The 22,914-nt window shown below is 62.1% G+C and carries 20 protein-coding genes; 3 read left to right on the forward strand and 17 right to left on the reverse strand.

The genetic code is table 11. The features are described 5' to 3' along the window. Positions 1 to 737: 737 nt before the first annotated feature. Together ASD86_RS10620 and ASD86_RS26635 are read left to right on the forward strand one after the other, a co-directional pair. Positions 738 to 5,309 (forward strand): RHS repeat-associated core domain-containing protein, encoded by a 4,572-nt coding sequence (locus tag ASD86_RS10620; RefSeq protein ID WP_082578251.1) that lies wholly within the window; start codon positions 738 to 740, stop codon positions 5,307 to 5,309. Next, on the forward strand, positions 5,306 to 5,797 hold the full coding sequence (locus tag ASD86_RS26635; RefSeq protein WP_157476463.1) for a hypothetical protein: 492 nt from the start codon (positions 5,306 to 5,308) through the stop codon (positions 5,795 to 5,797). Before ASD86_RS10620 ends, ASD86_RS26635 begins: the two co-directional genes overlap by 4 nt. Before the next feature lie 132 nt (positions 5,798 to 5,929). Here ASD86_RS26635 and ASD86_RS26640 read toward each other — a convergent pair whose 3' ends face one another. The 9 genes from ASD86_RS26640 to ASD86_RS10660 form a co-directional block, all read right to left on the reverse strand. Then, positions 5,930 to 6,373: a hypothetical protein gene (locus tag ASD86_RS26640; RefSeq protein ID WP_157476464.1), complete on the reverse strand. Its 444-nt coding sequence runs from the start codon at positions 6,371 to 6,373 to the stop codon at positions 5,930 to 5,932. Between the two features lie 2 nt (positions 6,374 to 6,375). Further along, the gene (locus tag ASD86_RS10625; RefSeq protein WP_157476466.1) at positions 6,376 to 8,589 is read right to left on the reverse strand and encodes a phage tail protein; all 2,214 of its coding nucleotides are present in this window, start codon (positions 8,587 to 8,589) and stop codon (positions 6,376 to 6,378) included. Continuing rightward, positions 8,576 to 8,791: a hypothetical protein gene (locus ASD86_RS10630; protein WP_343123605.1), complete on the reverse strand. Its 216-nt coding sequence runs from the start codon at positions 8,789 to 8,791 to the stop codon at positions 8,576 to 8,578. Before ASD86_RS10630 ends, ASD86_RS10625 begins: the two co-directional genes overlap by 14 nt. 2 nt (positions 8,792 to 8,793) lie before the next feature. Continuing rightward, positions 8,794 to 9,030, reverse strand: coding sequence for a hypothetical protein (locus tag ASD86_RS10635; protein ID WP_056110170.1), 237 nt, complete (start codon positions 9,028 to 9,030; stop codon positions 8,794 to 8,796). 15 nt (positions 9,031 to 9,045) lie between these two features. After that, positions 9,046 to 9,861: a phage BR0599 family protein gene (locus ASD86_RS10640; protein ID WP_056110172.1), complete on the reverse strand. Its 816-nt coding sequence runs from the start codon at positions 9,859 to 9,861 to the stop codon at positions 9,046 to 9,048. Next, positions 9,858 to 11,558: a hypothetical protein gene (locus ASD86_RS10645; protein ID WP_056110173.1), complete on the reverse strand. Its 1,701-nt coding sequence runs from the start codon at positions 11,556 to 11,558 to the stop codon at positions 9,858 to 9,860. Before ASD86_RS10645 ends, ASD86_RS10640 begins: the two co-directional genes overlap by 4 nt. Before the next feature lie 14 nt (positions 11,559 to 11,572). Further along, on the reverse strand, positions 11,573 to 12,508 hold the full coding sequence (locus ASD86_RS10650; RefSeq protein WP_056110174.1) for a hypothetical protein: 936 nt from the start codon (positions 12,506 to 12,508) through the stop codon (positions 11,573 to 11,575). Further along, positions 12,508 to 14,085, reverse strand: a complete 1,578-nt coding sequence (locus ASD86_RS10655) for a hypothetical protein (RefSeq protein ID WP_157476468.1) — start codon at positions 14,083 to 14,085, stop codon at positions 12,508 to 12,510. The genes ASD86_RS10650 and ASD86_RS10655 overlap by 1 nt, the downstream gene beginning before the upstream one ends. 129 nt (positions 14,086 to 14,214) lie before the next feature. Further along, the gene (locus ASD86_RS10660; RefSeq protein ID WP_056110176.1) at positions 14,215 to 17,484 is read right to left on the reverse strand and encodes a tape measure protein; all 3,270 of its coding nucleotides are present in this window, start codon (positions 17,482 to 17,484) and stop codon (positions 14,215 to 14,217) included. A gap of 187 nt (positions 17,485 to 17,671) precedes the next feature. Between ASD86_RS10660 and ASD86_RS10665 the strand changes: the two genes are divergently transcribed. Next, positions 17,672 to 18,148 carry an Hsp20/alpha crystallin family protein gene (locus tag ASD86_RS10665; RefSeq protein WP_056110704.1) on the forward strand — a complete coding sequence of 159 codons (477 nt, stop codon included), beginning with the start codon at positions 17,672 to 17,674 and terminating at the stop codon, positions 18,146 to 18,148. 404 nt (positions 18,149 to 18,552) lie between these two features. Here ASD86_RS10665 and ASD86_RS10675 read toward each other — a convergent pair whose 3' ends face one another. From ASD86_RS10675 to ASD86_RS10710, 8 genes are all read right to left on the reverse strand, one after another. Further along, positions 18,553 to 19,029 (reverse strand): glycoside hydrolase family 104 protein, encoded by a 477-nt coding sequence (locus ASD86_RS10675; protein ID WP_056110178.1) that lies wholly within the window; start codon positions 19,027 to 19,029, stop codon positions 18,553 to 18,555. Next, complete coding sequence (locus tag ASD86_RS10680; RefSeq protein WP_056110180.1) at positions 19,010 to 19,231, reverse strand: hypothetical protein; 222 nt, start codon at positions 19,229 to 19,231, stop codon at positions 19,010 to 19,012. Before ASD86_RS10680 ends, ASD86_RS10675 begins: the two co-directional genes overlap by 20 nt. Before the next feature lie 181 nt (positions 19,232 to 19,412). Beyond that, positions 19,413 to 19,847, reverse strand: coding sequence for a DUF6631 family protein (locus ASD86_RS10685; RefSeq protein WP_056110183.1), 435 nt, complete (start codon positions 19,845 to 19,847; stop codon positions 19,413 to 19,415). Then, positions 19,847 to 20,605 carry a hypothetical protein gene (locus ASD86_RS10690; RefSeq protein ID WP_056110184.1) on the reverse strand — a complete coding sequence of 253 codons (759 nt, stop codon included), beginning with the start codon at positions 20,603 to 20,605 and terminating at the stop codon, positions 19,847 to 19,849. The genes ASD86_RS10685 and ASD86_RS10690 overlap by 1 nt, the downstream gene beginning before the upstream one ends. Positions 20,606 to 20,655: 50 nt before the next feature. Continuing rightward, complete coding sequence (locus ASD86_RS10695; RefSeq protein ID WP_056110186.1) at positions 20,656 to 21,198, reverse strand: hypothetical protein; 543 nt, start codon at positions 21,196 to 21,198, stop codon at positions 20,656 to 20,658. Next, a complete protein-coding gene (locus ASD86_RS10700) occupies positions 21,198 to 21,626 on the reverse strand; it encodes a hypothetical protein (RefSeq protein WP_056110188.1) in 429 nt (142 codons plus the stop codon). The genes ASD86_RS10695 and ASD86_RS10700 overlap by 1 nt, the downstream gene beginning before the upstream one ends. Continuing rightward, positions 21,619 to 21,909: a hypothetical protein gene (locus tag ASD86_RS26645; protein WP_157476470.1), complete on the reverse strand. Its 291-nt coding sequence runs from the start codon at positions 21,907 to 21,909 to the stop codon at positions 21,619 to 21,621. The genes ASD86_RS10700 and ASD86_RS26645 overlap by 8 nt, the downstream gene beginning before the upstream one ends. Continuing rightward, on the reverse strand, positions 21,906 to 22,913 hold the full coding sequence (locus tag ASD86_RS10710; protein ID WP_235567715.1) for a major capsid protein: 1,008 nt from the start codon (positions 22,911 to 22,913) through the stop codon (positions 21,906 to 21,908). The genes ASD86_RS26645 and ASD86_RS10710 overlap by 4 nt, the downstream gene beginning before the upstream one ends. Position 22,914: the final 1 nt, after the last annotated feature.

A 22,914-nucleotide genomic window follows, 5' to 3' on the forward strand; every position in this document is an offset into this window, starting at 1 on the left:
TCGTAAATCTGGAAGAACAGAATGGCAATTTGGAGGCGAGAGTATCTGGGTAGATTGCCATTACTCAGATTACGCCGCAGTACTTCAGCGTAATCTCGGAGCGGTCAAGCGCCGCACGCTCGCTCGACCAGCGCTGCACCACCTACCTTCATTTGCACTAAGTAAAAAGAAAGGCCCCGGCAACGGGGTCTTTCTTTTGCCTGCTGCACTATCACGCCAACGATGACAAAGATGGCGACCTCCACCCCCACGACTGCCGACCGAGAACATAGGCGCGTGGATCAGCCAGGCCCTGCGCCGCGCCACTGATGGTCATGCCTAGGTCACTGAGCCTTGGAACAGGCCGAAAAGTGGCTTCGGCTAACCGACGTGCCCCCCGTCGGTAGTGCGGTCACTGCAGTGGAGGAGGCCTACCCGCCGGCCAATGGGGGCCGGCGGGCTGCGTTCAGTGCCACTGTTGCGTCGCAGTCGGATGAGCAGTTCAAGCTTGGGAGATCCTATCGACTGTATCGAAGCAGACGATAAACTCATCAGACGGATATCCACTTTGCTGCACGGCCAGGTATCACCAGGCAACTGCCCCAACCATAGATGCAGCGATAGCGGCGCTGTATCGAGCAGTCGCTAACCGTATATGGCGACTACAGAGACTCGACAGTTAAAGTTCTTCGCATGGGGCGGTGCGAGCGCGCATCCCTGCATGCCTCCACCTGCAATCATTTTCAAAAGGACGGACCATGACGGCTGTTAAGCGATATCACCCACTGGCGGCCGGCTTGGCGGCGGCGTTGGCCTGTTTGCACCCGCCCTCGGCTCATGCCGCTTTCCCGCCCGAAACGGGACACGCTATGTTTCCTGCACCACCCTATTCCTGGGCGGGCGCTGGGCCGACCTATACGTATCGCCAAGCGATGAAAGATTGCAAGTCAGAAAGAGTACGAGCACTTGAGGAGGCCGCGTCGCAGCCTATCGATCCAAATGGATTCAATCAAACGATCCGTGTTCACACCAACTGTCAGAAGGCTATGATCGAGACCGTCGCACCTTTGGTGAGCGTACATCTCGAAGTTGGAAATCGTTTTGATCTTCCACCTGATATCGAGCCGCCGTACCGCACTAATTACTCCTACTGGTACGGCAGCAGCAACACCTATTGGCCGCTGAAAGCCGATGAAGAAGATATGGGCAAGAATCTTGGCTGCAGCGATTGCAGCAATAACCCTGTCGGCAATCCTGTTGTTATTAATGCCAAAAACAAGTTTCAAGATGAAGTAGATTACGCCGGCACTGGGGGGCGCGGCCTCAGCTTCCATCGCTACTACAACAGCGCGCCCGAGGTACTGACGGTAAACATGGGTGAAAACTGGCGGCACACTTATAGCCGCAGCCTGGAATTTCGCAACATATCGGCAGACGCCAAGATTGCGACTGTCCACCGAGACGACGGAAGGCAGCTCGTCTTTAAGCAGGTCGGGGGACTGTGGACAGCCAGCTCGGAAGTGCAAATGGTGCTGCGTCCCGTTCTTGAAGCTGGTGTTCCCCTGATGTGGGAACTGGAGATTCCCGGCGACGGCTCCACTGAAACCTATGACGTTCAAGGCCGCCTGATGGCCATCGACTATCTCGATGGATACCACCTGACGCTGACGTACACAGGTGGCCGGCTCAGCCAGATAACGGACGCTCAGGGCCGCTCCCTGTTGATCGCCCACAATGGCGATGGATTCATCTCGTCGGTGACCGATCCCGACGGTGTTCGCTACGACTACACCTACGGAGCACCGTTATTCCCAACGCTGCCTGACTTCAAGGAGCGCAGGCTGGAAGGGGTGTCATCCCCCTCGGGATATAAGCGCGACTACCGCTATTACGCCGGCACCGAGCCGTTCCAATTCGGCCTTCTTACTCAGATTGTCGACGAAACCGGCGCAGTACAGGCCACCTTTGGCTACGACAACAATGCCGATCCAGTTTCGACGGAGCATACCGGCGGCGCCGAGCGGTATGTAATCGAAGGTAACGACGTGGTGTATGCCAACGGCCTTCGCGTGAAGCATACGTTTACGACGATTAATGGTCGAAAGTTGGTGACAACCAAGGAACGTATTTGCACTACTGACACCTGCAGCGGATCAGCGAATTTCACCTACGATGCCAACGGCTATCCGGACATGGTCAACGACTTCAATGGCCAGGCTAACTACGACTACAACGCAAAAGGACAGATTGTTCAGCGGATTGACGCAAGCGGCAGCCGTTATGAGCGCAAAACCCAGACTGACTGGCACCCCATTTTTGATTTACCCACGGAAGAACGCGTTTATGACCGTAGTAGCACTCTATGGTCAAAGCGCCAATGGACGTACAACGCGCGGGGTCAGGAGCTGACCACGACGCGAACCGATCCCGCAACCGGCGAGGCCCGGACCATCAGTGCGGCTTATTGCGAATCCAATGACGTTCAGGCGGGCACATGCCCAATCGTTGGCCAGATCATCCGGGTCAACGGTCCGCGCACGGACGTGAGCGACATCAGTAATGTCAGCTATTACGCGCAAGATGATGCAGGTTGCGCGACGGCTGGGGGAATATGCACCCACCGCAAGGGCGATGTCTGGAAGGAGACGAATGCCCTTGGTCAGATCACTGAGTATTTGCGGTACGACCGTTCCGGTCGCGCCATCTCGGTCAAGGACCCCAATGGCGTGATCGTCGAGATCGAGTACGACCTGCGTGGCCGCCCTCTGAGGCAGATCGTCCGGGGCAGCAATGCCGCCATCGAGACCGACGATGCCATCACGCTGATGGAGTACGACCTGGCCGGCCGCCTGAAGAAAACCACCGATCCCGATGGGGTCTATACCCGCTTTGACTATGACCCTGCAGGGCGCGTCACGGACGTCTACAACTCCAGAGGTGACCGTATTCAATACACGCTAGACAACGAGGGTCGCCCGGAGAAGACCGATGTCAAAGACAGCGCCGGCACCATCACCCGGACACTCACAACGCTTCGTAATCAGCTGGGCTGGATCAATGCCGTCAAGGATGCTTACGGTCGTACCACGAAGACCAGCTATTGGAAAAATGGAACGCCCAATTACACGACCGACGCCTTGGGCACCCAATCGGTCCAGCAGACCGACGAGTTGAATCGACCGTCAGCGACTCTATTGAACGTAAATAACCCCCCAACGAATGCATCACGCTACGACTATGACACTGGCGGGGACTTGACCATTGTCAGTGATGCCCTTAGCAGAGAGACTGCCTACAGTCGCAATCGGTTCGGCGATCTGCTGTCCTTGACCAGCCCGACAACTGGAACCACGACCAACACATACGACAGCGCCGGAAATCTCAAGTCGAGCACGGACGCGGCCGGCCGCGCCAGCGTCTTCACCTATGACGCTCTGAACCGCAAGCTGACGTCTAGCTATCCGGCCGACGCGGCCTTGACGGTCACTCATACCTACGACACCGCACCGGCAGCCTGCGCTGCGGATGAGCGTTTTACGGTCGGGCAGTTAGTCCGTACCGTCGATGGAAGCGGTAGCACCGAGTATTGTTACAACCGCTATGGCCGCATGAGCGGAAAAGTACAGATTATCAACGGCAAGACCTTCGTATCGCGGTACGAATATTCGAAGGGCGGCCGACTGTTAGCGATGACCTATCCCAGCGGTATGCGCGTCGCTTACGCAGCCACCAGCACGGGCGACGTAGGTAGTGTTGTAGTGACCCGACCGGGTCAGGCCAGCGAGAACCTGCTCAGCAGCATCACCTACTACCCCTTTGGCCCAGCGGGTAAGCTGACGTTTGGGAATGGCCGTGCGCTCAACCGGACGTTGAACCTGAATTACCAGCCGACCTCCATCCAGGACAGCGCTGCGGATGGTTTGTCGCTGGGCTTCGAGTTCAACGAGATCGGGAATTTGATTTCGCTCCGCTCCGGAAATCTATCCAATCCGCCTGTACGCAAGTACGAATACGACACGCTCAACCAGCTCACGGCCGTCAAGAACGGCGCCGATAACGCCCCGCTCAAAACCTATATATACAACGCCTTCACCCGCAATCGAATGACCGAGGTAACGAACGGTGCCACCAGCACGACTTCGTTCTATGCGTCCGATACGGATCGACTGATGCAATGGGGCGGTGTTGCCCGCACTTACGATGCCACGGGCAACACGATCAGCAACGCGGGAACTGCGCTGGAGTGGGTTTATAACGCAGCTGGACGGATGAGCGAAGTCAAGGTCAACGGCACCTCGGTGATGACGTATCGATATAGCGGTAACGGCGAGCGCGTACAGCGCCAGGATAGCGTCGCCATCGACTACACAACCTACGACACGGTCGGTCGCTTCATGGGTCGCTACGATGCCGCGGGAACCCCAAGCCAGGAGGTGATCTGGCTCGGCGACGCGCCCATTGGCCTCGTAGCCGGCGGTAAGCTGCTGTATGTGCAGGCCGATCATCTGGGCACCCCACGGGTGATCATCGATCCCGTTCGCCAGAAGGCTATATGGAAATGGGATCTGACTGGAGACGTGTTCGGCGGTTCGCTGCCCAGCCAAGACCCTGATCTAGATGGGCAAGTGTTTGTCTTCGATCTACGCTTTCCGGGCCAGCAGTTCGATGCAATCAGCGGCACGCACTACAACATCTATCGTGACTATGACCCATCAACCGGCAGGTACCTGCAAAGCGACCCGATAGGACTACAAGGCGGAATGAACACCTACAACTACGTCAGTGGTTCACCGATGCTGTGGTCAGATCCACTCGGACTGCTTCAATGGAACGAACTGCCCGCCCGCGAAGTGCGGGGAGCCGTTGTGAGGGGAGCATCGTCAATCACGTTCCCGGGCGATGGGGCGGCTCCGTACGCCAAGAACTCACTTGCGCGGACCATTGTAGATTGGTCGATTACTCCGACATGCTCTTGCGTCGACGGGAAGTATCGGTTAAATGAATTCTCGATCGAGCTAGGGACTGCAATCAACTTGAGAAGTTCGTACAGTTCGGCCAGTGTGGAGCAAGCCACAATCAGAGATGAATATGACCACGTTCGGGACTTGCAAGCCTGGATGGGGCGAGCGCAGCGACGTGCGGAGCGCCTTGAAAGCAAGCTTGTTGGAAACACCTATTCGTCAGAAAGTGAGTGCATAGAAGCAAACCGGTCAACGATGCAAGCTATGCTTCAGAAACATGTCAAAACAGCAGTCTTAAGATCTAAAGAAAAGTATGATCAGGGCGCTTATCCCGCACACGCTGTTCTGACCACCGAAGGTGATCTATGAGCCGGTCAATTTTCAATGCCTTTGCCGTCACAGTTATTTCGGCTCTTTCGCTCTTGCCGGGAGCCTCGTTTGCTGGCGAGTGCGGTGGGCACTCTGGCAGGGTTGAAGTTTCCTACGTTGGAAATGACGCTGATAGGGACAAGGACTGGGGGACTGTCTACGGCAAGTATGTTCTGCGTAATGGAACTACTAAGCCATTGGAGCTCAACGCCTATAAGGGGAATGAAAAGCCCGTAATCCTTCATCCATTCAGCGTGCGGATTGAGCTTAAGGAAGGAAGGCGCTGGCAGGACGCCGTGGCCGTGCTCGATCACCCCGAACCACCAAATGATGTGGTGCGGATTCCACCGGGTGAAGAACTCACCTTTCTTGCGGGCAGCGTGAATGACCCAAGCCAGCCTTTTCGCGTGAAAGTATGGACGCGAAACAAATGCTGGGCGGTATCAGAGCCTTTCCATTTCGCAACAACAACGAAGACGGCTAAGTAACTGTCAGCACACGTTGCGGATGATTCGATTCGCTAAGAGTGGCTTCGGATGCGATTGCACCGAAGCCATTTTTTTACCTGGGCGTTGGCTACGGCTCCAACCTTCCCCATACGTTCTCGAGCAAATGTGGTGTCATGCATCAACGTAAAAGGCGATGCTGTCGAGCGATAGCCACCCGAGTACGCCAGATGTGGGCAGTGCCACCAGCAAATCACCATTAATCCTTATGTCAATCCGCGCGGGAGCCGCCAAGTCGCAGCCAACCAAAAAGAGTAATTGCGCTGGCGGTCGAAATCCGGCCGGCAATACGCAGATGACGCTGCCTCCCGCACCCGATTTGATCAGCCCGCGTAGCTGTACACGTCCGCCATCCTTGCGATAGCCGGCGGTGGCGAATGGGTCTCCAAACGGCACCCAGGGCGCATTGAGCGTAAACACCTGCCACGCCCCCTTTCGTAAATCCGCGACGGCTGCCGTTGTGGTGATTCGTGTCTGCCCGCCTTGCACGACGGGTAGCACTTCGGTGCCGACGAGCGCGGTCGCTGCCGGCAGTTGCGATAGTTTCTGATTCGCCATCGTTAATCCGCCAAAATGAAATCGCCGGCCTCGGTTACCAAGTCGTCGCCGACCTCGGTGCGCAACAGGCCGTTTTTAAAGTCGAAGGTGTGGCCGGCTTTCTGCCAGCTGGTCAGGCCATCGCGCGTCGTGCCGACCTCCGCACGCACGCGATACACGCCGCGCAAAGGGGATGCGTAGCTGGTGCCGGTCAGCGCCGCTGGGCTGTCGAGCGCTTGGCCCGCGATGGCATCCAGCAGCCGCACGACATACGCCGTGCCGGCCTCGGGTCCGACCGAGCCTTGTAGGTGGTCGACCAACTGATCCGCTTGCAGCCGACGATCGCGGTGCGCCCAGGCCAGGACCAGGTCGCCGTCGATCGACGCCGGATAGCGCAGCCCATTGAGCTTCAAGTCGCCGGGTGGATACGGTCGGGCCTGCCGCTGGGCCAGCTTGATTGTGTCCACGGGCGCGAGCGTCGGGTCCAGTTGCGCGCTCGACGTGCGCGTAAGCAACTTAGCCTGCACCGTCTCGCCGAGGCTGTAGTCGGTCGGATCATTCGCCGCGAAGTCGTCGTAGAACCAAATGCGCGCTCCGACCGCGTGCGGTGCCGGCACCGTGTCGGCGCAGCCGCGCGCCAGGGTGGCGGTCTGCGCCTGGGGATCGACGGCGACAACGCGCACGATCTCGTCCTCGATCAATGCGGCGGTGCCGGCCGTGACCTGATCCAGCCCGCGCCCTGACGCCAGCTGCACCGCGACGGTCGCCGCAGCCATCGCATCGGCCAGCAGGGCGGTCGGGCACCAGTCGCCGACGCCGGCCTCGGCGAATTCGCCGTTGCCGACCCGCGTCGTCAGCACGTAGTTCAGCGCCAAGCCAGTCGCCTGCTCTGCAACGGCCAGAACTGCGCCGGCATCGATCGGGACCGCGGCCAGGTCCGCCGCATTCAGCGTGGCGGCGAGATCCCGATAGCTCGCTTCCATCAGGCGCCGGTTCGGCGACGGCTGCGGAACACGATCCGGCGGGGTCCAGACGGGAGGTTGCGGCTCCAGATACGCCGTCGCCGGCAGTCCGAACACGTCCTGCACGGCAGCGATCGTGATTGCGCCTTCGGCCAACTTGCCGTCATCGAACGTGCCGACCCGCAGGACCAGGTTCTCCAGACCACGAAACGGATCGCGGATACGGAACACGCCGCCCGGCGCCAGCACGCCACCGCGGCGGTCGAACCGCAGCTTCAATCGCTTCAAGCCCGAGCATGCGATCGTCAGGTCGCGTGTGCCGACCCGACCTGCCAGTTCGGCCGTAGGTAGGCCCGTGTAATCGGTGGTGCTGGACGCGACGCCGCAGGTCGCTTGAATGCCGGCCAAGTCCTCGACCCGGATCTGCCGCTCTTCGTCCTTGATCGGGTCGTACCACGTCACGATCAGTTGATTGACCGCACCGTCCTGCGCGCCGCCTTCGTCCTCCTCGATCGCGAGCAGGCCGGATTCGTAATCGAACATCGGCAGGTCTTCGACCCGGTAGTCATCGCGCAGCAGCTTCAGCGTCAGTCGACCGGTCGAACGATCGGCGTATTGCGCTGCGCCAATGTGGTCGATCACGACCTGCATGAAATCGGCAATGGACGACTGCCGGTTCCAGCGCAGGCACAGCCCGAAGCCTTCGGCGTGCAGCGTGTCGGCGGCGGCGCGATAGCTGGCTTCGTCCAGCACGCCGCGGTCCAGACCCCGCCCCCAATCCCGGTTGGTCAGGCACTCGACCAAGATGTGCGCCGGGTTCATCGCGCGGATGGCGCCGTTGGCGAGCCAGATCACCGCCTTCTCGGGATACCAAGGCGCGCCATCCCAGCCCATCAATGCGCGGCGGACGCGCATCTTCCACGGCTTCGGATAAGGATTGTTTGCCGCGATCTGGCCGTCGAAGTATTGGGTGGTGACGTTGCGGAATGCGGGCGTCGGGACGCCGTGCAATGCGCCCAGCGCGGGCAGCACGGCCTGAGCTACTTCGCCCATCAGGACATCGAGCCACCCCTTGATCCCGCCCTCGCCCTTGTCACCGCCGAACAGATCGGGCTTGTTGATGTGGATGCGACTGGTCTTGGTGACCGAGCCTTTCCAGGCTTCACGGTCGCCGACGCGGATTTCGACCAGCTCGTCCAGCGGTCCACGCGACAGCCCCATGTGCAGACCGAACAGATAGCGATGACCGACCGTCTGCTTCTTACTGCTGCCCACGCGCGGCCTCCGCGCGTGCGAACGCGATCAGGTGCAGGCCCAAGGCATCACCGGTGGCTTCGATCGCCTCGGCCTCGATGCCATCGCGAACGAATGCGCTCCAGTCCAGCCCGTAATAGGCGAACCACTCGCGTCCACCCTGCGCACAGAAACCCTCCCGCACTCCGAATCCCGGCACGCGGCGCAGATGATCCAGGGTCACGATCACTTCTTGCCGCCCTTTTGCTTGATCGGCTGGGTGCGGTACTGACCGACGCCCAATACCATCCAGTCGGGCGTCCACACATCGCCGAACACCACCGCCTGCGGAGTGCCTTCGGTGCTTTGCGGAAACTGGAAATCGCCAAATGCTGCTGGCTTGGGTTGCGGAGGCTTCGGCCGTGCGGCCACCGAGACGAAATAGCTGATGACCCAGATCGCGAGCTGGACCCAGATGTTCATGCGTGTGTCCGCAGATCAGAAGATAGGAGTGCCGTCGAACGGCGATTTGCCGGGTATACCGGGGGCGCCGCCGTAGTTCGGGGCGTTGTTGAACTTGTTGTGGCAGATCGCCATCGACCGGCCGCAGCCGGGATAGGCGATGACGGCCTGGCCAATGCGCAAGCCATCGCCGGCGCCAAGCAGAGTCAGCAATTCGCCGCGGTGGCTACGGATGCCGCGTCGCTCCAGGCCGGCCTCGCCGAGATCCCAGGCCAGAAATCCACCGGCGAACCACCCGTCCGGGTACTGACCGAACACACCGGCGGCGACCAGGTTGCCGGCGACCGTCGTCAGCGATGCCGGTACGCGGAACGACTCGGGATTGGCGCTGCAGTTCCGGTCGTACAGCGTGTAGGGACAGCCGCGCGTCCAAGCCAGTCGCAAACCCGGCTGCCCGAGCGCGGCGTCGAGCGATTGGCACCGCACCTCGGTGCTTTCCAGCTTCGGCCGATTGACACCTGCAATGCGGCCCATCCAGACCACGCGCGCATCGCCATCGCCTTCATGGACATCGCGAATGACGACCGCGATCTCGCTCGATGGCGGGAGCCCGCGATACAGCCGCGCAACCTCAAAGTCTCCGGGCGCGGTAATCGTGAGCATGTCGCTTGCGGTATGGCCTGACTGGCGAATGCCGTCGTCAGCAAGAGCGATGGCGCTATAGACCTGCGTATCGAGCGCGAAGTCGCGGTCGCCGCCGGTGTAGCGCCAGCGCTTTGCGCCGCGCACGAACTCGTACAGCCGACGCGGATTGCCCGCGGCAGTCGATCGTTCCAGTTGCTCGAAGCTCATGCGGGTGCGGGAGTGTCGGTATCGGGGTCGCGCACAGCGCGCAGGACGATGGAGGCGTCGGCGGCGCCGTCGCTGTCGGTGTGGTGTTCGATTTCTGCCTCGTCGCTGTCGCCGCGACTGAGCACCAGGAAGCTGATGCGCTGAACATCGCGCGGGCGCATGTCCACGCCCAGGGCGGTATCGATGGTCAGGCGCTCGATGTCGTCATCCAGCGCCACCGCTGCCGTGATCCGGCGATGGAAGGACTGGCCGCCGCGCAGGTCGATTCGCACGTCGCGTCGACCTGGCCGCAAGCCAGCGAAGCGGGCCAGCCCGACGTTCGCGACGTCCAGCGCCGTGGCGGTGCCGGCCACATTGGCGGCCAAGGTCAGGTCGTCGGCGTGGGTGGGCCGCCAGACGGCCTCTTGGCGGCCACGCAGGGTGTACAGCCAGGATCGGACGACCGCCCGCTCGACACGGCCGTGCATCCGCCAGTGATGCGCCTGAGTCGGAGCAGCCCAATCCGCCGGGTCCAGCACGAACGGACGGCCGAACTCGTTGTCCAGGGTGAGCAGCGCTCGCTGCCAGCCGTTCGACAGGGTCTCGGTTTCATCGGGCCGTCGCGCCAGTACCGGGTAGCCGCGGTACATCGGCGCATCCGATACCAGCGGCCAGTCGCAGGCTTCGACCACGTCGAATCGAGCGCTCACCGAGGCCGTTTGATCGGTCAGGCGGCTGATCCTGGGCGGTTCGACCAATCGTGCGGTCCGTACCGGATAGAGACGCGTGCCGCGCGGCCAAACCTTCGTCGTCGGATGGCGCAAGGTAATCGAAGCGCCGCTGATGGATTCGACCTCGGCTACCTCCACATCGAATGCCGTCTTACCGCGTAGCTGCACCAAGCCGCCGACACGGAAGTCGCGATGGCGGGGATCACAGGCGATCACGCGAATGCCGAGCGCGTGCTCGTTAGACAGCCACTGCACGTCCGGCCAGATCGGCAGCGCCAAGGTGCGCCCGCCCCAGCCGAAGACGGCCAGATCGAGCAGCACACGCTCGCGCCCATCTACGATCATGGTCGCTTCGAACGAACGGCGCGGCGCCGAGCGCAGGCCACGCCGCTGCTCGACCTGCGTCGGGCTGGTCAAGATGTCGGTCTTCCACGCCAGCCGCTCCAACACGCCGCGCGACCAATCCGGCGCGAACGCCCAGGCCACAATGCGCTGACCGGTGATAACGACCGGAATCTCGGCGAATCCATCGAACCGGAACGACAGCGTCGCGGCGATCACGGGCGGTCCGTCGGTGCCGACCGCGATCTGCCAGGTCCGCTCCGACATTGGAGCGAACGACAGCGGCGTCGCGCCCGGGGCCGTCAGGACGATACCTTCGCCGCCCGACAGCGCGGCCTCCGTCAAGGTCAGCGCGCGGGCGCGGTACGCATTCCACACGCGCACGGCGCGTTGCTGGACGCTACTAACGGTACCCAGGTTCAGCACCTGCAGCTCGACGTGGATGCGGTCGAAGAAGTCGTCGCCGAACATTGCCTGCGATGCGCCTACACGGCGATCGGCAACGTGGGCAGGGACGTCGACCGCGCGTGGCCCGATGCCGGGCTCGGCGCCGAGCGCACCGCTGGCTTGGCCGTTCCAGAACGGTGGCGATTTGAAATAGTCACCCTGACCGCTGAAGGTCAGCGGCCAGAGGCCATGCCACATGAAATGTCCGTCTTCTAGTCGGTGATCCGATATGCATATCCGTAGACACCGCTATTCGGCGTGCCGGGCGGACCGTTCTTGCGGTGAATCGGAAAGATCTTCCAGCGGTCTGTGCTCAACGGCAATTCCTCGCCGGGGGCATAGCTGTCCAAGCGGATGAATCGCATGTCCGGCGGATGGCCAATGTCCGAGAACAGGCCGGCACCGCGCGGCACTGCACACCAAAGTGGCTGCCCGGGCGCGCGACCTGTGAGCGTGCTATGCCCGACGTCCTTCAGCAGATTGATCGGCGCCGCCCGCGCACGCCAGCCGGTCAATAACCGCCGCGGGTCGTTGCTGTCGCCATTGGTCGCATGCCAACGTGGCGCGATGCCCTCAAAGTCGGCGCGGATGCGTGTAGACGGTGCGGTGTAGTTGTAATACGTGTCATCGAACGCGACGCTGTGATACGCCGCATCCGGATTATTGATGTGATTTGCGGAGTAGTACCACTGGCTCCCGTAGACGTACTGGCCAGTGTTGACGGCGCCCGCTGTAATCAATCGTCCGGTGCCGAAATGCTTGAAGGTGCCGGCTTGTGTCTCCAGCACGATGTGCAGGTACGGCTGCGGGGTGGTGCGACCGAAGAAATGCACCGCGCTGTAGGGACCTTGCACATAGTTCGCCCAAACAATGCTGCTCGCGTCGGCCTGTATGTCCGGATTTGGATTGGCGGTGTAGCCCGTGTGGCCGAATGCGCCAAGGAAGGGCGGCGGGCTGTTGCCGTCGCCGCCGGCCAGCTGCGACACGAAGGACGCATACAGCGTACCGGCATGCAAGCTCAGCGCCTTGCCCGCATTGGATGGGCGATCGCGCAGTCCGTCGATCGACCATCCCGCGCTTTGCGCAAACAGGCGCAGCTTATCAAGCAGCTCGTTGGGGTCATTCGCCGCCGAGGTTGCGTAAGCCATCAGTCCATCTTCAAGGCGAAGTAATTGTCGGGGGAGATACGGAACGTGTTCTGGAACGCCAGCCAGGTCGCGCCCTCGCGTTCGATGCGCGATTCCGACGCGGTGGAAAAGCCGGTGGTCCACGCGCAGCCATCGAATTCACCCCAACCATGGCGCGGTTGTGCAGCAGCCCCCAGGATCAGCGGGAACAGCGGCGACGAGCCATCTAGGTTGTCGCGCAGATACGCGCGATCTCCATTGGTGGACATGGCGCTTGGGTAGACCTTGGGGTAGTCGGGGTCGCCATAATCGTTCGAGCTCGATGCGTATCGATTGCAATGCAATCGCCATACGTTGTCGGGGTAGTTGACCGCCAAGCCGAAGCGACCCGGGTCAAAGAAGTTGCGGAAGTTGGCATCGGTCGCGTCGGGCGTGCCGTTCTCGGTAGATCCACAGGCCCCGATGATCAGTGGATACTCATGGAGCGACGGCGGCTCGTAGGCGGTCGCGAAGCCCAGATATGCGCTGACATAGACCGTGCCGATCCGCGCCACGATCACGACGCGTTGACCGTTGATGGCGAGCCAATAAGCAAACGGACCATTGCGCAGCGGCAGGTGCCGCAGCCCACTGTTGTTGACCTGCGTGCGCAGGCTGAGCAATGGGTTGTAGCTGCGAAAGCCGTACCAGTTCAGGTTATAGGCCGCGCGTGCGGGATCTTCGAATAGCTCCGCACCGATGAAGATCGATTGGCGGCCGTCCAGGCCCGGGGCCTTGACGACCCACTGCCCGCGGTCCTCCAGTTCGAAGTCGGCGTTGACGTCGGTATGGAACGACAGGTCGTTGCAATCTAGTGGCGTGGCGCCGTTCGCGGCAGAGAACACCACGCGCCAGAATCGGGTCGCGGGCGGGTTGCCCGCCACTAGGAACGTCTGTCGTGCGCGGGCCGAGGGCCACCGCACACCGGACCAGGCCTGCACCGGCGACCAGGCCGCCCCGTCATCGGAGCGCTGCAATTCGAAGGCCGCCGCGCCCCGCGCGCCCGAGTCGCCAATGCCGATCGTGATCGCCCGGATGGCGGCCGGGCCGATCATCTCGATTCCCGCAATCGCGGGGAGATCGGCCACTGCGCGTGTGCCCCACGTATCCATTGAATTGTCGAACAGCGCCGATAGGTTGGTGAAGTTGCCCGTGCGGAAGTTCGAGTTCCGCACACCCCATCGGCGCACCAGGGTCCAGGGCGGCGAGGTGTTCAACGTAAAGCGATCGCCGGCCGCGAACGCCGTCGATCCCGCGTTGATCCGAAATCGGAGCCGGTCGTGTTCGAAGGGTTGGCCGACCGTGGCGACGCCCAGGTCGCCGGCCAGGGCGCCTACCACTTGGAAGCGCTGGGCATCCAACGCGGTCAGGGTAAATGCCTCGGCGATCAAGCCTGTGCCGCCGCGGTAGCCGCCGGCCGCGCCATCGGCTCCGGTCAGCGCGCCGTTGCCAGCGCCGGCATAGAGCAAACCCCAAGCATGCCCTTCACGGCACAAGGCGGCTTCAAGTTGGTTGAGTAAATCGAAGTGGTCGCTGGCGACGCCGGTACGAAGAGTCATGGGCACAAAAAAAAGCGTGCCCGGATGAGGACCGGGCACGCAAGGCAGATGGGAATGGGGAGAGACCAACCCGACTCGGCCAATTGTGGCGGGTGGTGATCGCTCGGGTTGAGACCAGCAGCATCAGACTCACCCCAGATCCTGGCGGACGGTGGGGGCATTGGCGCGAATTGTGGACAGGATCACTTGGCGGCCTGCCTGCGTGCTCATGACGTTCACGATCTCGCGGGGATCGAGATACAGCACATTGGTGATCTGCGAACCACGACGTTCACCTTCCGCCGCTGGCGCAGTGCGGTCAGCGATTGGGCCGCGCGTCGCTGCGAGGGCGCTTGGCGCCGGGCTGACAAAACCGCCCGTCGCGTAACCACGCAACCCTTCCAGCGCGGACATGCCCAGGCGGTTGAATCGCTCCAGAAAGGAGCGTGCGCCAGGCTGCCGCACGACTTCGCGACGATGGACGAACTCGCCGCGATGCACGACACCGGCCGGGGCGTATTTCGGACCGATGCCGGTGAAACCGCCACTGGCGAAGAATCCGGCCGCTGATTTCGATGCGTTCGCGGCCAGCATGGTCGCCGCAGCCGTCTGCATCGCCGCGGCGGCTTTTAGCACCACGCCGCCGGCCACGCCGAGCGCCACCGAGGCGCCGGTAATCGGCGTCGCATAAGCGACACCCGCCGCCGCGGCCTGGACGGGGTCCGGCTGGGCTACATCGGGGGTCTTGCCCCCACCGGCAATCTTGCCGACCACCGACATCAGCTTCGCCGTGGCCAGCGCCGCGAGTTGCCGAGAGGCGAGTTGCGCCAGCGATCGGGCCATATCCTGCACCAGCCCGGTGAGCGCTTGACGCAGGGTCAGCGTCCCGGTCGCCAAGCCTTCCAGCGCATTGCTCAGGCCGCTTTCGAAGCCATTGGTGAGCGTAACGACCAACTCGTTCGACTGGACCTTCAGCGCCGCCACCTGGGCGGTCAGGTCTTTAACCCGCTCGATCGACTCCGGGGCGCCGGTCTTGCCGGCCAACGCATCCATTTTCGGAAGCAGTTGCTCGACTTCGGCGGCAGTGCGGGCGTGTAGATCAATCAGCTCCCGGCGCGCGCCGATCTCAGTCAGCAGGCCCGACTGTTGCCGAGTTTGAATCGACTGCTCTTGCCGAGACTGCTCTCCGAATACGCGATCGACCTGTGCCTGCAAATCCTCCAGCTCGATCTTCGCCACGTCGGTGTCAATCCGAAGCTGGATCTTGAGCGCGTCGGCGGTATTACCCTTCGCCTGCAGATCAGCGAGCGCTTTCTTGTACTCAAGATCCAACTCTTTCCTGCGAGCCGCCGCATCATCGCCGCGATTTCGCATGAGGGCGATGTCGACTTCTTGAACTGTGCGATCCAGCGTCTCGTCATCTTTGGCCTCTTTCTCGTCGGCCTTGGCCTGCGCTGCTTGTTCGGCCTTGAGCTTGCGCGCCCCGGCCTTGCGCTGGCGCTCGGCATCGCGTTCGGCCTTCGTCTGCGCGCGACCCGCGTCGGTCGCTGCTTTGGCAGCGTCGCGCTCGCGGACCTGCGCATCGATGGCGTCACGCGTCGCCTTGGTCAGCTGCGTGGTGTCTTTGACGCCCGCCGCCTTGACCGCTTGATACTCCAGCGCGGCGCGCAGGCCTTTCTCGCGCTCAATCCGCTCGACCTTGAGCGTTTCGTTCTGCGCATTGAGCGCCTTGGTGAAGTCGGTCGCGTCCTTGCTGACCTGAACGACAGTCCGCCTACCGGTGGCCTGCGCCTGGCGTAGGTCCGCTAAAGAGCCTTTGACTTGGCTGAGCGCCTTATCGGTAACGGCCAACTGCGTCTGGACACGCTTGATCTCGGTATCGACATCCTCGCCAAACAAGAACCGCGCTCCGCTTTGACCTGGGCCGTCATGGATACCGCCATAGAACGGACCCAAGGGCTGCTTAAGCACCTGCAGGCTTTCGAGTTCCTTGCGAAGTTGCTCGCGCTGATCGATCAGCCGCTTACCCAGGTCCACCCCGGTATCGAGATCCTGCTGGTCACGAAAGCGCTGGGCGGCTTTGATCGTGCTCTCGAACTCGGCCTTGGCCGCGCTGGCGTTCGCGCTCGCAGCCGCGAAGGCTCCCGCCAGCAAGGTCACGCCAGTAATGGCGAGCCCCAGAGGCCCGCCCATCAGCGTCAGCACCGAGGACAGGCCACGGATGGCGATAGCCTTCGCGCCCGCCGCGGCCATAGCTGCCTGAGTCGCAGCGGTGGTTCGAGCTTGTGCGGCCGCCAAGCTCGCTTCAGCCGATGCAACGCGGGCGGCGCCGCCACCGGACATCGTCAGCGCGCGGGCGCGAGACAGCTCAGCTTGCGCGGCAGTCTCGGCGGCCCGAGCTTGCGCCAGCTCCTCCTGCGCCAAGAGCCGAGTCTTCTGGATGCCCGCGACTTTCGCGGCGGCGGCCGTGGTCAGCGTCGCAATCAATCGGCCTAGACCGGCAACAACGACGACGCCGACCACATTCGCCAGTCCATCAAAGTTCTGCGACAGCCCCTGGATCGAACCCGCGATCGCCACGGAGACACCGCTGGCTCGATCCTGCTGGCCGACGAATCGCGTAAATGCATTGTCGAGCTGGGTCAAACTGCGCTCGATCGTCAGCGGCAGTTGCGAGAACTCCGCGGCGATCTTCTTGGCTTGTTCGCCGGAGAAGGCAACGCGCAGTTGCTCGCTGGTCAGCTTGCCGGCCTCGGCCAGCTTGCGCAGCTCACCGACCGGCACGCGCAGGCTCGCCGCCAGCGCCTGCATCAACCGCGGCGCGGCGTCGTTGACCGAGTTGAACTCGTCGCCACGCAACGTGCCAGAAGCAAACGCCTGACTCAGTTGCAGGATCGTCGACGCCGCTTCCGCGCCGGTAGCGCCAGACACGGCGAGCGCCTTGTTGATCGTCTCGGTCAGGCCGAGCACTTCGCGCTGCGATCCGCCTTGGTCCTTCAGCGCACTGCTGAGGCGACCGAACAACGTCGCGGTGGCATCCAGCGATGTCGAGGTACGCTGCGAGATCGCGAAGACCGCATCCTCGGCGAGATTGAAGCTAGCCTGCGAGGTAGTGGCGAGCTTGATCTTCGCCGACAGATTCGCGTAGCCGTCCGCCGCACGCACCAACCCGCCGATGGCGGTACCGGCGCTTTGTAGGCCAATGAAGGCCAGCATTTGCGCCTTGGCGTGGCCGAGCTGACGCCCGATGGCCTCAACGCTGCTGCGCGAGCTGTCAAAGGACTTACCCGCGCGCCGGCCCGCGTTCTCGGCCTCGTTACCGAAGACTCGGGCGCGCACCCCCGCCTGTTCCAGAGCCTGATTGAGTTGTGTGGCATTGGCCTTGATCAGCAACGTGATCGTGGTGTCGCGGTTGGCCATGCTGTCGTTCGGGCTCCGGTCGTGAACGCGCCCGACCGCTCACGCCGTCGGCGGTGGGGCGGGCAAGCTAAATAAAAAATGAACGACGCCTAATGGCGAAAAAATAGGTCTTGAAAGCCCCTCGTCGAGCCCTAGTTGGAGTCACGGGCGGACAGACCGCCCTCTTTGACCAATGGAGACCCTTGCCATGAACGCTATGGTTCGTAATCCCCAATGGCCGACGCTGAACACGTCGAAGCAAGATCCGGTCCGCCACTTCATGGACCAATTCCTCAACGACGTGTTCTTGCGTAGCACCACGACAGACGAGTCGTCTGTCGTCACGAGTCAGTGGGTTCCGCTCGTTGACATCCAGGAAGAGAACGACAAGTTCGTGATCTTTGCCGACCTTCCCGGCGTCGATCCCAAGCAAATCGATGTCCAAATGGAGAAGGGCATCCTGACGATTCGCGGCGAGCGCCGTCTTGATAGTCGCCAGTCCCAGACCTTCGCGCGTACCGAGCGGCAGCACGGTACCTTCCACCGCCGCTTTGCTCTTCCCGACAGCGCGGACCCCGACGGGATTTCGGCATCGGGCAGCAACGGTGTGCTGGAGATCGTCATTCCCAAGCGTCCGGAAACGACGCCACGGCGCATTCCGGTGGGCCTGGTCCACAATTCGTAAATTATGTGCGGCCCGCGTTTGCGGGCCGCACTTTTAACAGCGGGCTGACTATGGACCGCATTACTGAAGAGGTTATTTCGTCACTGCAAGCGCAGGTGGCTGTTCAGCACTTGGTGCTGCTTACTATGATCAAGACACATCCAGAGCCAGCCGTCTTACTGCAAGAGTGGCGACGTGTCTTGGCCGACTCGATCGACTGTAAATCCGCCCTGCCGAGTACCAGCCGCCACAGTGATCTGGTGCGAGAGCGGTGCGAGAATTTCGCAGAAGAATGGACTGCGCAATTGGTTGACGCTGCCGTGGATAGCTCTACCAACAAACCCATCTAATCCGACGAACGAGCGCCTGCGCCCTATCCGCCGCCAAGGTCTGCGTTTCTGGTGACCTCGCAGACGTCGGCGCGATCAGGAGATCTGGCCGCCGGCTTTCTGGTAGACCGCCAGCAAGGTCTCCAGAGGCAGCTCGCGCTGCCCGTAGCCCGCCTCGGGCAATGAGGCCCACGTCTTGCGGGATTTGCGAATTGCCGAGCTGATCCAGCCTTTCTGGATGTCAGGCAGCGCGCCATTCTCTCGTAGCAGTTCGATCGCGGCCTGGTCTTGGGACGCTGGTCCGAAGTCCGGCAGCTTGAGCCGATTGCGTAGACTGTTCCACGTCCGCCATAGGAACTGATAGCGGCCCGCGGCGGTGGAATGGATGCGGTACTTCGGCAGCCATACCAGTTTGCGCGGATGGTCCCGATAACCGGTAAACGTGCCACCACCCACCAATACGTCGTAGCCGCTTTGTTTGCTGAATCGTTCGACGCCTTCGGCGTGGGCGATCATATCGAGGAAGGCCGATACGTTCTGATCGCCGATTTCTTCAGCTGAGAGGCGCGCCATCGGGACCCTTTTGTTGGATGAGCCGGCCGAGCAGACCGGCGATAAGAAGAAAGCCGGTGACGCTGGCGGTGATCCGCAGGGGAATGCGCTCGCACAGGTCATCGGGCAGCGACAGCCACGTCGCTTGAATGGCAAGCGCCGCGCTCATGGCGCGCACGCTCGCGAAGCGCCAGGCACAGCGCCAGTTGTCGATCAGTTTCATGGGGAGTTCCGAAGCTGTTGAATGAATGCGGTGACATCACGGCCCCCGGCGAAGCCGGCGTTGACGTCTTCGACGCGATCAGCGCGCAAACTGCGCTCGCGTCGAACGGCCGCGCGGTAGAAGAGAGATAGCTGCCGCGCTGTTGCGCGCTTAATCCACGGCCAGCCGTGGCCGTGCGCGATCAGGGTGGCGAGGACTCCGGTCCATTCGTCTGCCGGTTCTGACACTGAAGTTCCAGCGCGCTGAGGACGCGCTGCAGAAAAAAATCAGCGTTTACCGCCCAGAACGTCATGAGCAGCAAATCGCCATGTGCGGCATTCAACGAATGGACCCACTCCAGGGATTGATCGCTGGCCTGCGCCAGTAACGCCAACGTCGCATCGGGGTGCAGCGCACAGACCCGATGCAACTTGCCAAGATCGACGTTGCCATCGTCGGTCAGCGTGACCAGGCCACCAACGAGTGCGGCCACCGGTTCGTGCAGCCGCAGGCTTTCAAAGAAGCCCAGTTCGCGTACGGTTACGGTGCGCTCGCCCAGCGGCAGAGCGCGACTGGACTGCAACACGGCCAACTCATCGACCAGTGGCGACGCAGGAGGTTTGATCTTGCGCGCCATCAGCCGCCCACCATCTCAATCCGGCCGAAGCCGCCCAGCGCCGCATCCAAGGCGCGGGTCTCATCGAACAGGGCGGCGCCCGACAGCTGCAAGCTGCCCCACTCCTCCGAGATCAGGTCCAACTGCTCAATCGGGTTAAACGCGACGCGATAGAGGGAGATGTTGACCCGGCGGCCGTTGACCGTGTTGATGCCGTCGAGGAACAGCATCCGCTCCGGCGGCGGCGTGTTGAACAAGGCGATGTTGATCGTCGCGCCGTGCTGGTAGGTCGCCTTGAACGGTTGAGTCGAACCCTCGACCTTGCGCAGCCCGATCACTCCGGCCGACGCCGACTCGGTCCACCAATTAGCGGCCGGAACCGTCACGGGTGGATTCGCGCTGTCGACCAGCGCCAGTTCGCTGACCCAACCCCGATCCAATCGGACCAAGTCACCGGCCTTCAGACCCGGTGGCAGAAGTTCATTGCTGACCGCGCCGGCCGGCACCGCGGCCGGGATCGAGTACAGACCCTCGGCGATGTTCTCCGGGGTGGCCTCATCGAGCGTCAGATTAATGTTGGCGGTCTTGCTCTGGACCAGACGGCCATAGAGCATGCGGTTGCCGCTGAACGACTCGGTCTTGTCCGAGTTCTGGACCTCCAGTTGCAGCTGGAGTTGGGGCGCATTGCCGACCCATCGCAGCGGACCGGGCTTGCCATTGGGTTGGCGCTGGGCGAGATACACCTTGCCCTGAAAGGAAAACAGGTCCTGCGCGGCCATCGGTCGCGTTGCTCCTATATAAATGGTGTGGCTGCACTCGGGCAGCGAAATCAGCGGCGCAGCGAGCGCAGCAGCAGCCGGTCGATCTCGGCGGTGATCACGTCCAGGCCCGCTTGGGCCATGCGCTCGGGCCGGTTGTCTTTGCGCAACATCTGCGCCAGCGACGGGCCATATAGGCGACGGATCGGAGTGCGTGGAACGCGCTTGTCTCCGGAGATCGGGGTGCGCTCAAAGGCGATCGGCGTACCGCGGTAGCGGTTCTCGAAGCCTTTGCGTCGAAAGCCGCGCTTACCGCGCAGCGCGGTGTAGCTCAGGCCATCGGCCGTCTTGCGGGTACCGAAATTGCGCAGGCCGACGCCGCGCGCGACACCGACCAACTCGACGCCCTCGCGGGTGGTCCGCACGCTAATGCCGCCCCGGACGCGCTGGGCCGACAAGGCGTACTCGGTTTGAATGTCGCGCCGGGCGATGACCGGCCAGCGGCGGCGCAACGTGCCAAGCGCACGCCGCTGGGCGACTGCAACCTTCGCCGGGATCTCGCTCACACGCTTGGCCGCATCCAGCACGGCATTGGCGTCAATAAAGATGTCCATCAGCGGCGATAGCGAACCGTCAGTGCGACCTGGACGGCGACCACGGGCAGCCCTTCCGGACGATCCAAGAACACGATGTCCTCGACTTGCACCGGCAACGCGTTGGGCAGCGGAATCCAGTCATCGAGGGCATCCTCGATGTCGGCCGCGATGGCGTGGCATTGCGCATGGGCATCGGCCAGTGACGCCGGCAGCGTGGCCTCGGCCAGCCCTTGCAGCAGACGATGCCGGCCGTGTGGTTTGTTGGCATCGCGTTGAATACCCAGCGAGGCGAGCGTCAGGCCGATGGCCACTTCGTCGGGATGTTGCGCCGGCTCCAGCGCGACCGACGTGCCAATGTCGGTCCTGTAGCCACGATCTGAGCGAATCTCGGTCAGTCGATCCGCGATGCGTTGGAGCAACAGCCACGTCGGCGCTGTTTCAGCCATGCAACACCGCCTCGTTGACGAGGCCATCGTCCGTGACCAGCGCTTCCACCGTCTGGACCCGTCCATCGAGCGTGACTTCATCGCCACGCCGGAACGTCCACTCACGGTTACGAGCAGATACGTGCCGCGCGCGGCCAATGACCTGCTGGAATTCCCCAAGACGCTCGACGCCATCGCGCACTACAAGAGGGATGCGGACCGATGAGACGTTCGGGCGCCTTACAGGCACGACGACGCCGAGCGTCGCGAAGACTACGTCATCCATCTGCTCGAAAGGAATCACATCTTCAGCTTCGGCAGCAGGGCGGGGCGGTGACACATCGGTAGCGGATTGGACTGCGTGTGCAAGTCCGTACCGCGATCGAATTTGCGGGGCTCCTGCTTGCTGTAAAGCAGTTGGCCCAAGGTATTAACGCTCTCATTGAAGTCAGCCGGTGCCACATAAGTCGCGAACGTATCCATCGTGCCCAAGGGAAATGCGTGGGCTTCGCCGTCCTCGATGAATCGCCTGGTCCTTCCTTCGCTGTCGCTAACCTCGCCGATGTATTCCTCAAACCGGATTCCAGCAAATCGGAAGTCCGATCGCATGTCCTCTCGAAGAACGAGCCCGTCCTGCCACAAGCGATAGGCGTCTTTTACAGCGTCGTGCCCTGTGAATGCATCGAAGAACTCCGGAGAGACCAGAACGTGGATGCCTGTCATTCGCTCGCCGAGCAATACCTTGCTCATATAGCGTTTCAAATCCAGACATTTCTTCTTGACGTCCGTATTGGGATTGGAAAGCTGAAAGTCGAACGTCTTAGGCGCGATGTTGAAAATATCGAACAGGTTCGCAAGCTCGCTACCATCGGCATCGAGGATGACGCCCTTCAGAGCACCAATGCGCAGGTGCTCTAGGGTGATCGCATGCTTGTTGCGCATCGTTTGAAGGTGATCGGCCATGACGCCCGCGACGGTCTGCAATTCGCTTTCGGAGCCGAACGCGCGCACGCCGATCACCTCCTCGGGAAGAACGACGTCGTCGTGCGGGATATGCGGCACGTTGAACGCGCGCAGCGCGCGTTTGCCACGCTTACCGACGGTGCCCGGCGAGCCGACCGGTTGGGTTGGCAGCAGCGACAGGACGCCGTTGCGCTCCTCGACGGTGACCTGACGCGTGCGGACCGGCTTGATTGGGAACAGGTTCAGCTCATCCAGCCGACCGTACTGATTCGGCAGGATGTTGATTGCCGTGGTGAGCGCGCTCATCGAGAACGCGGGGTTGTGGAACGGGTTGTTCATCGACATC

The organism is Lysobacter sp. Root690 (assembly GCF_001427785.1).
Lineage (GTDB): Bacteria > Pseudomonadota > Gammaproteobacteria > Xanthomonadales > Xanthomonadaceae > Lysobacter.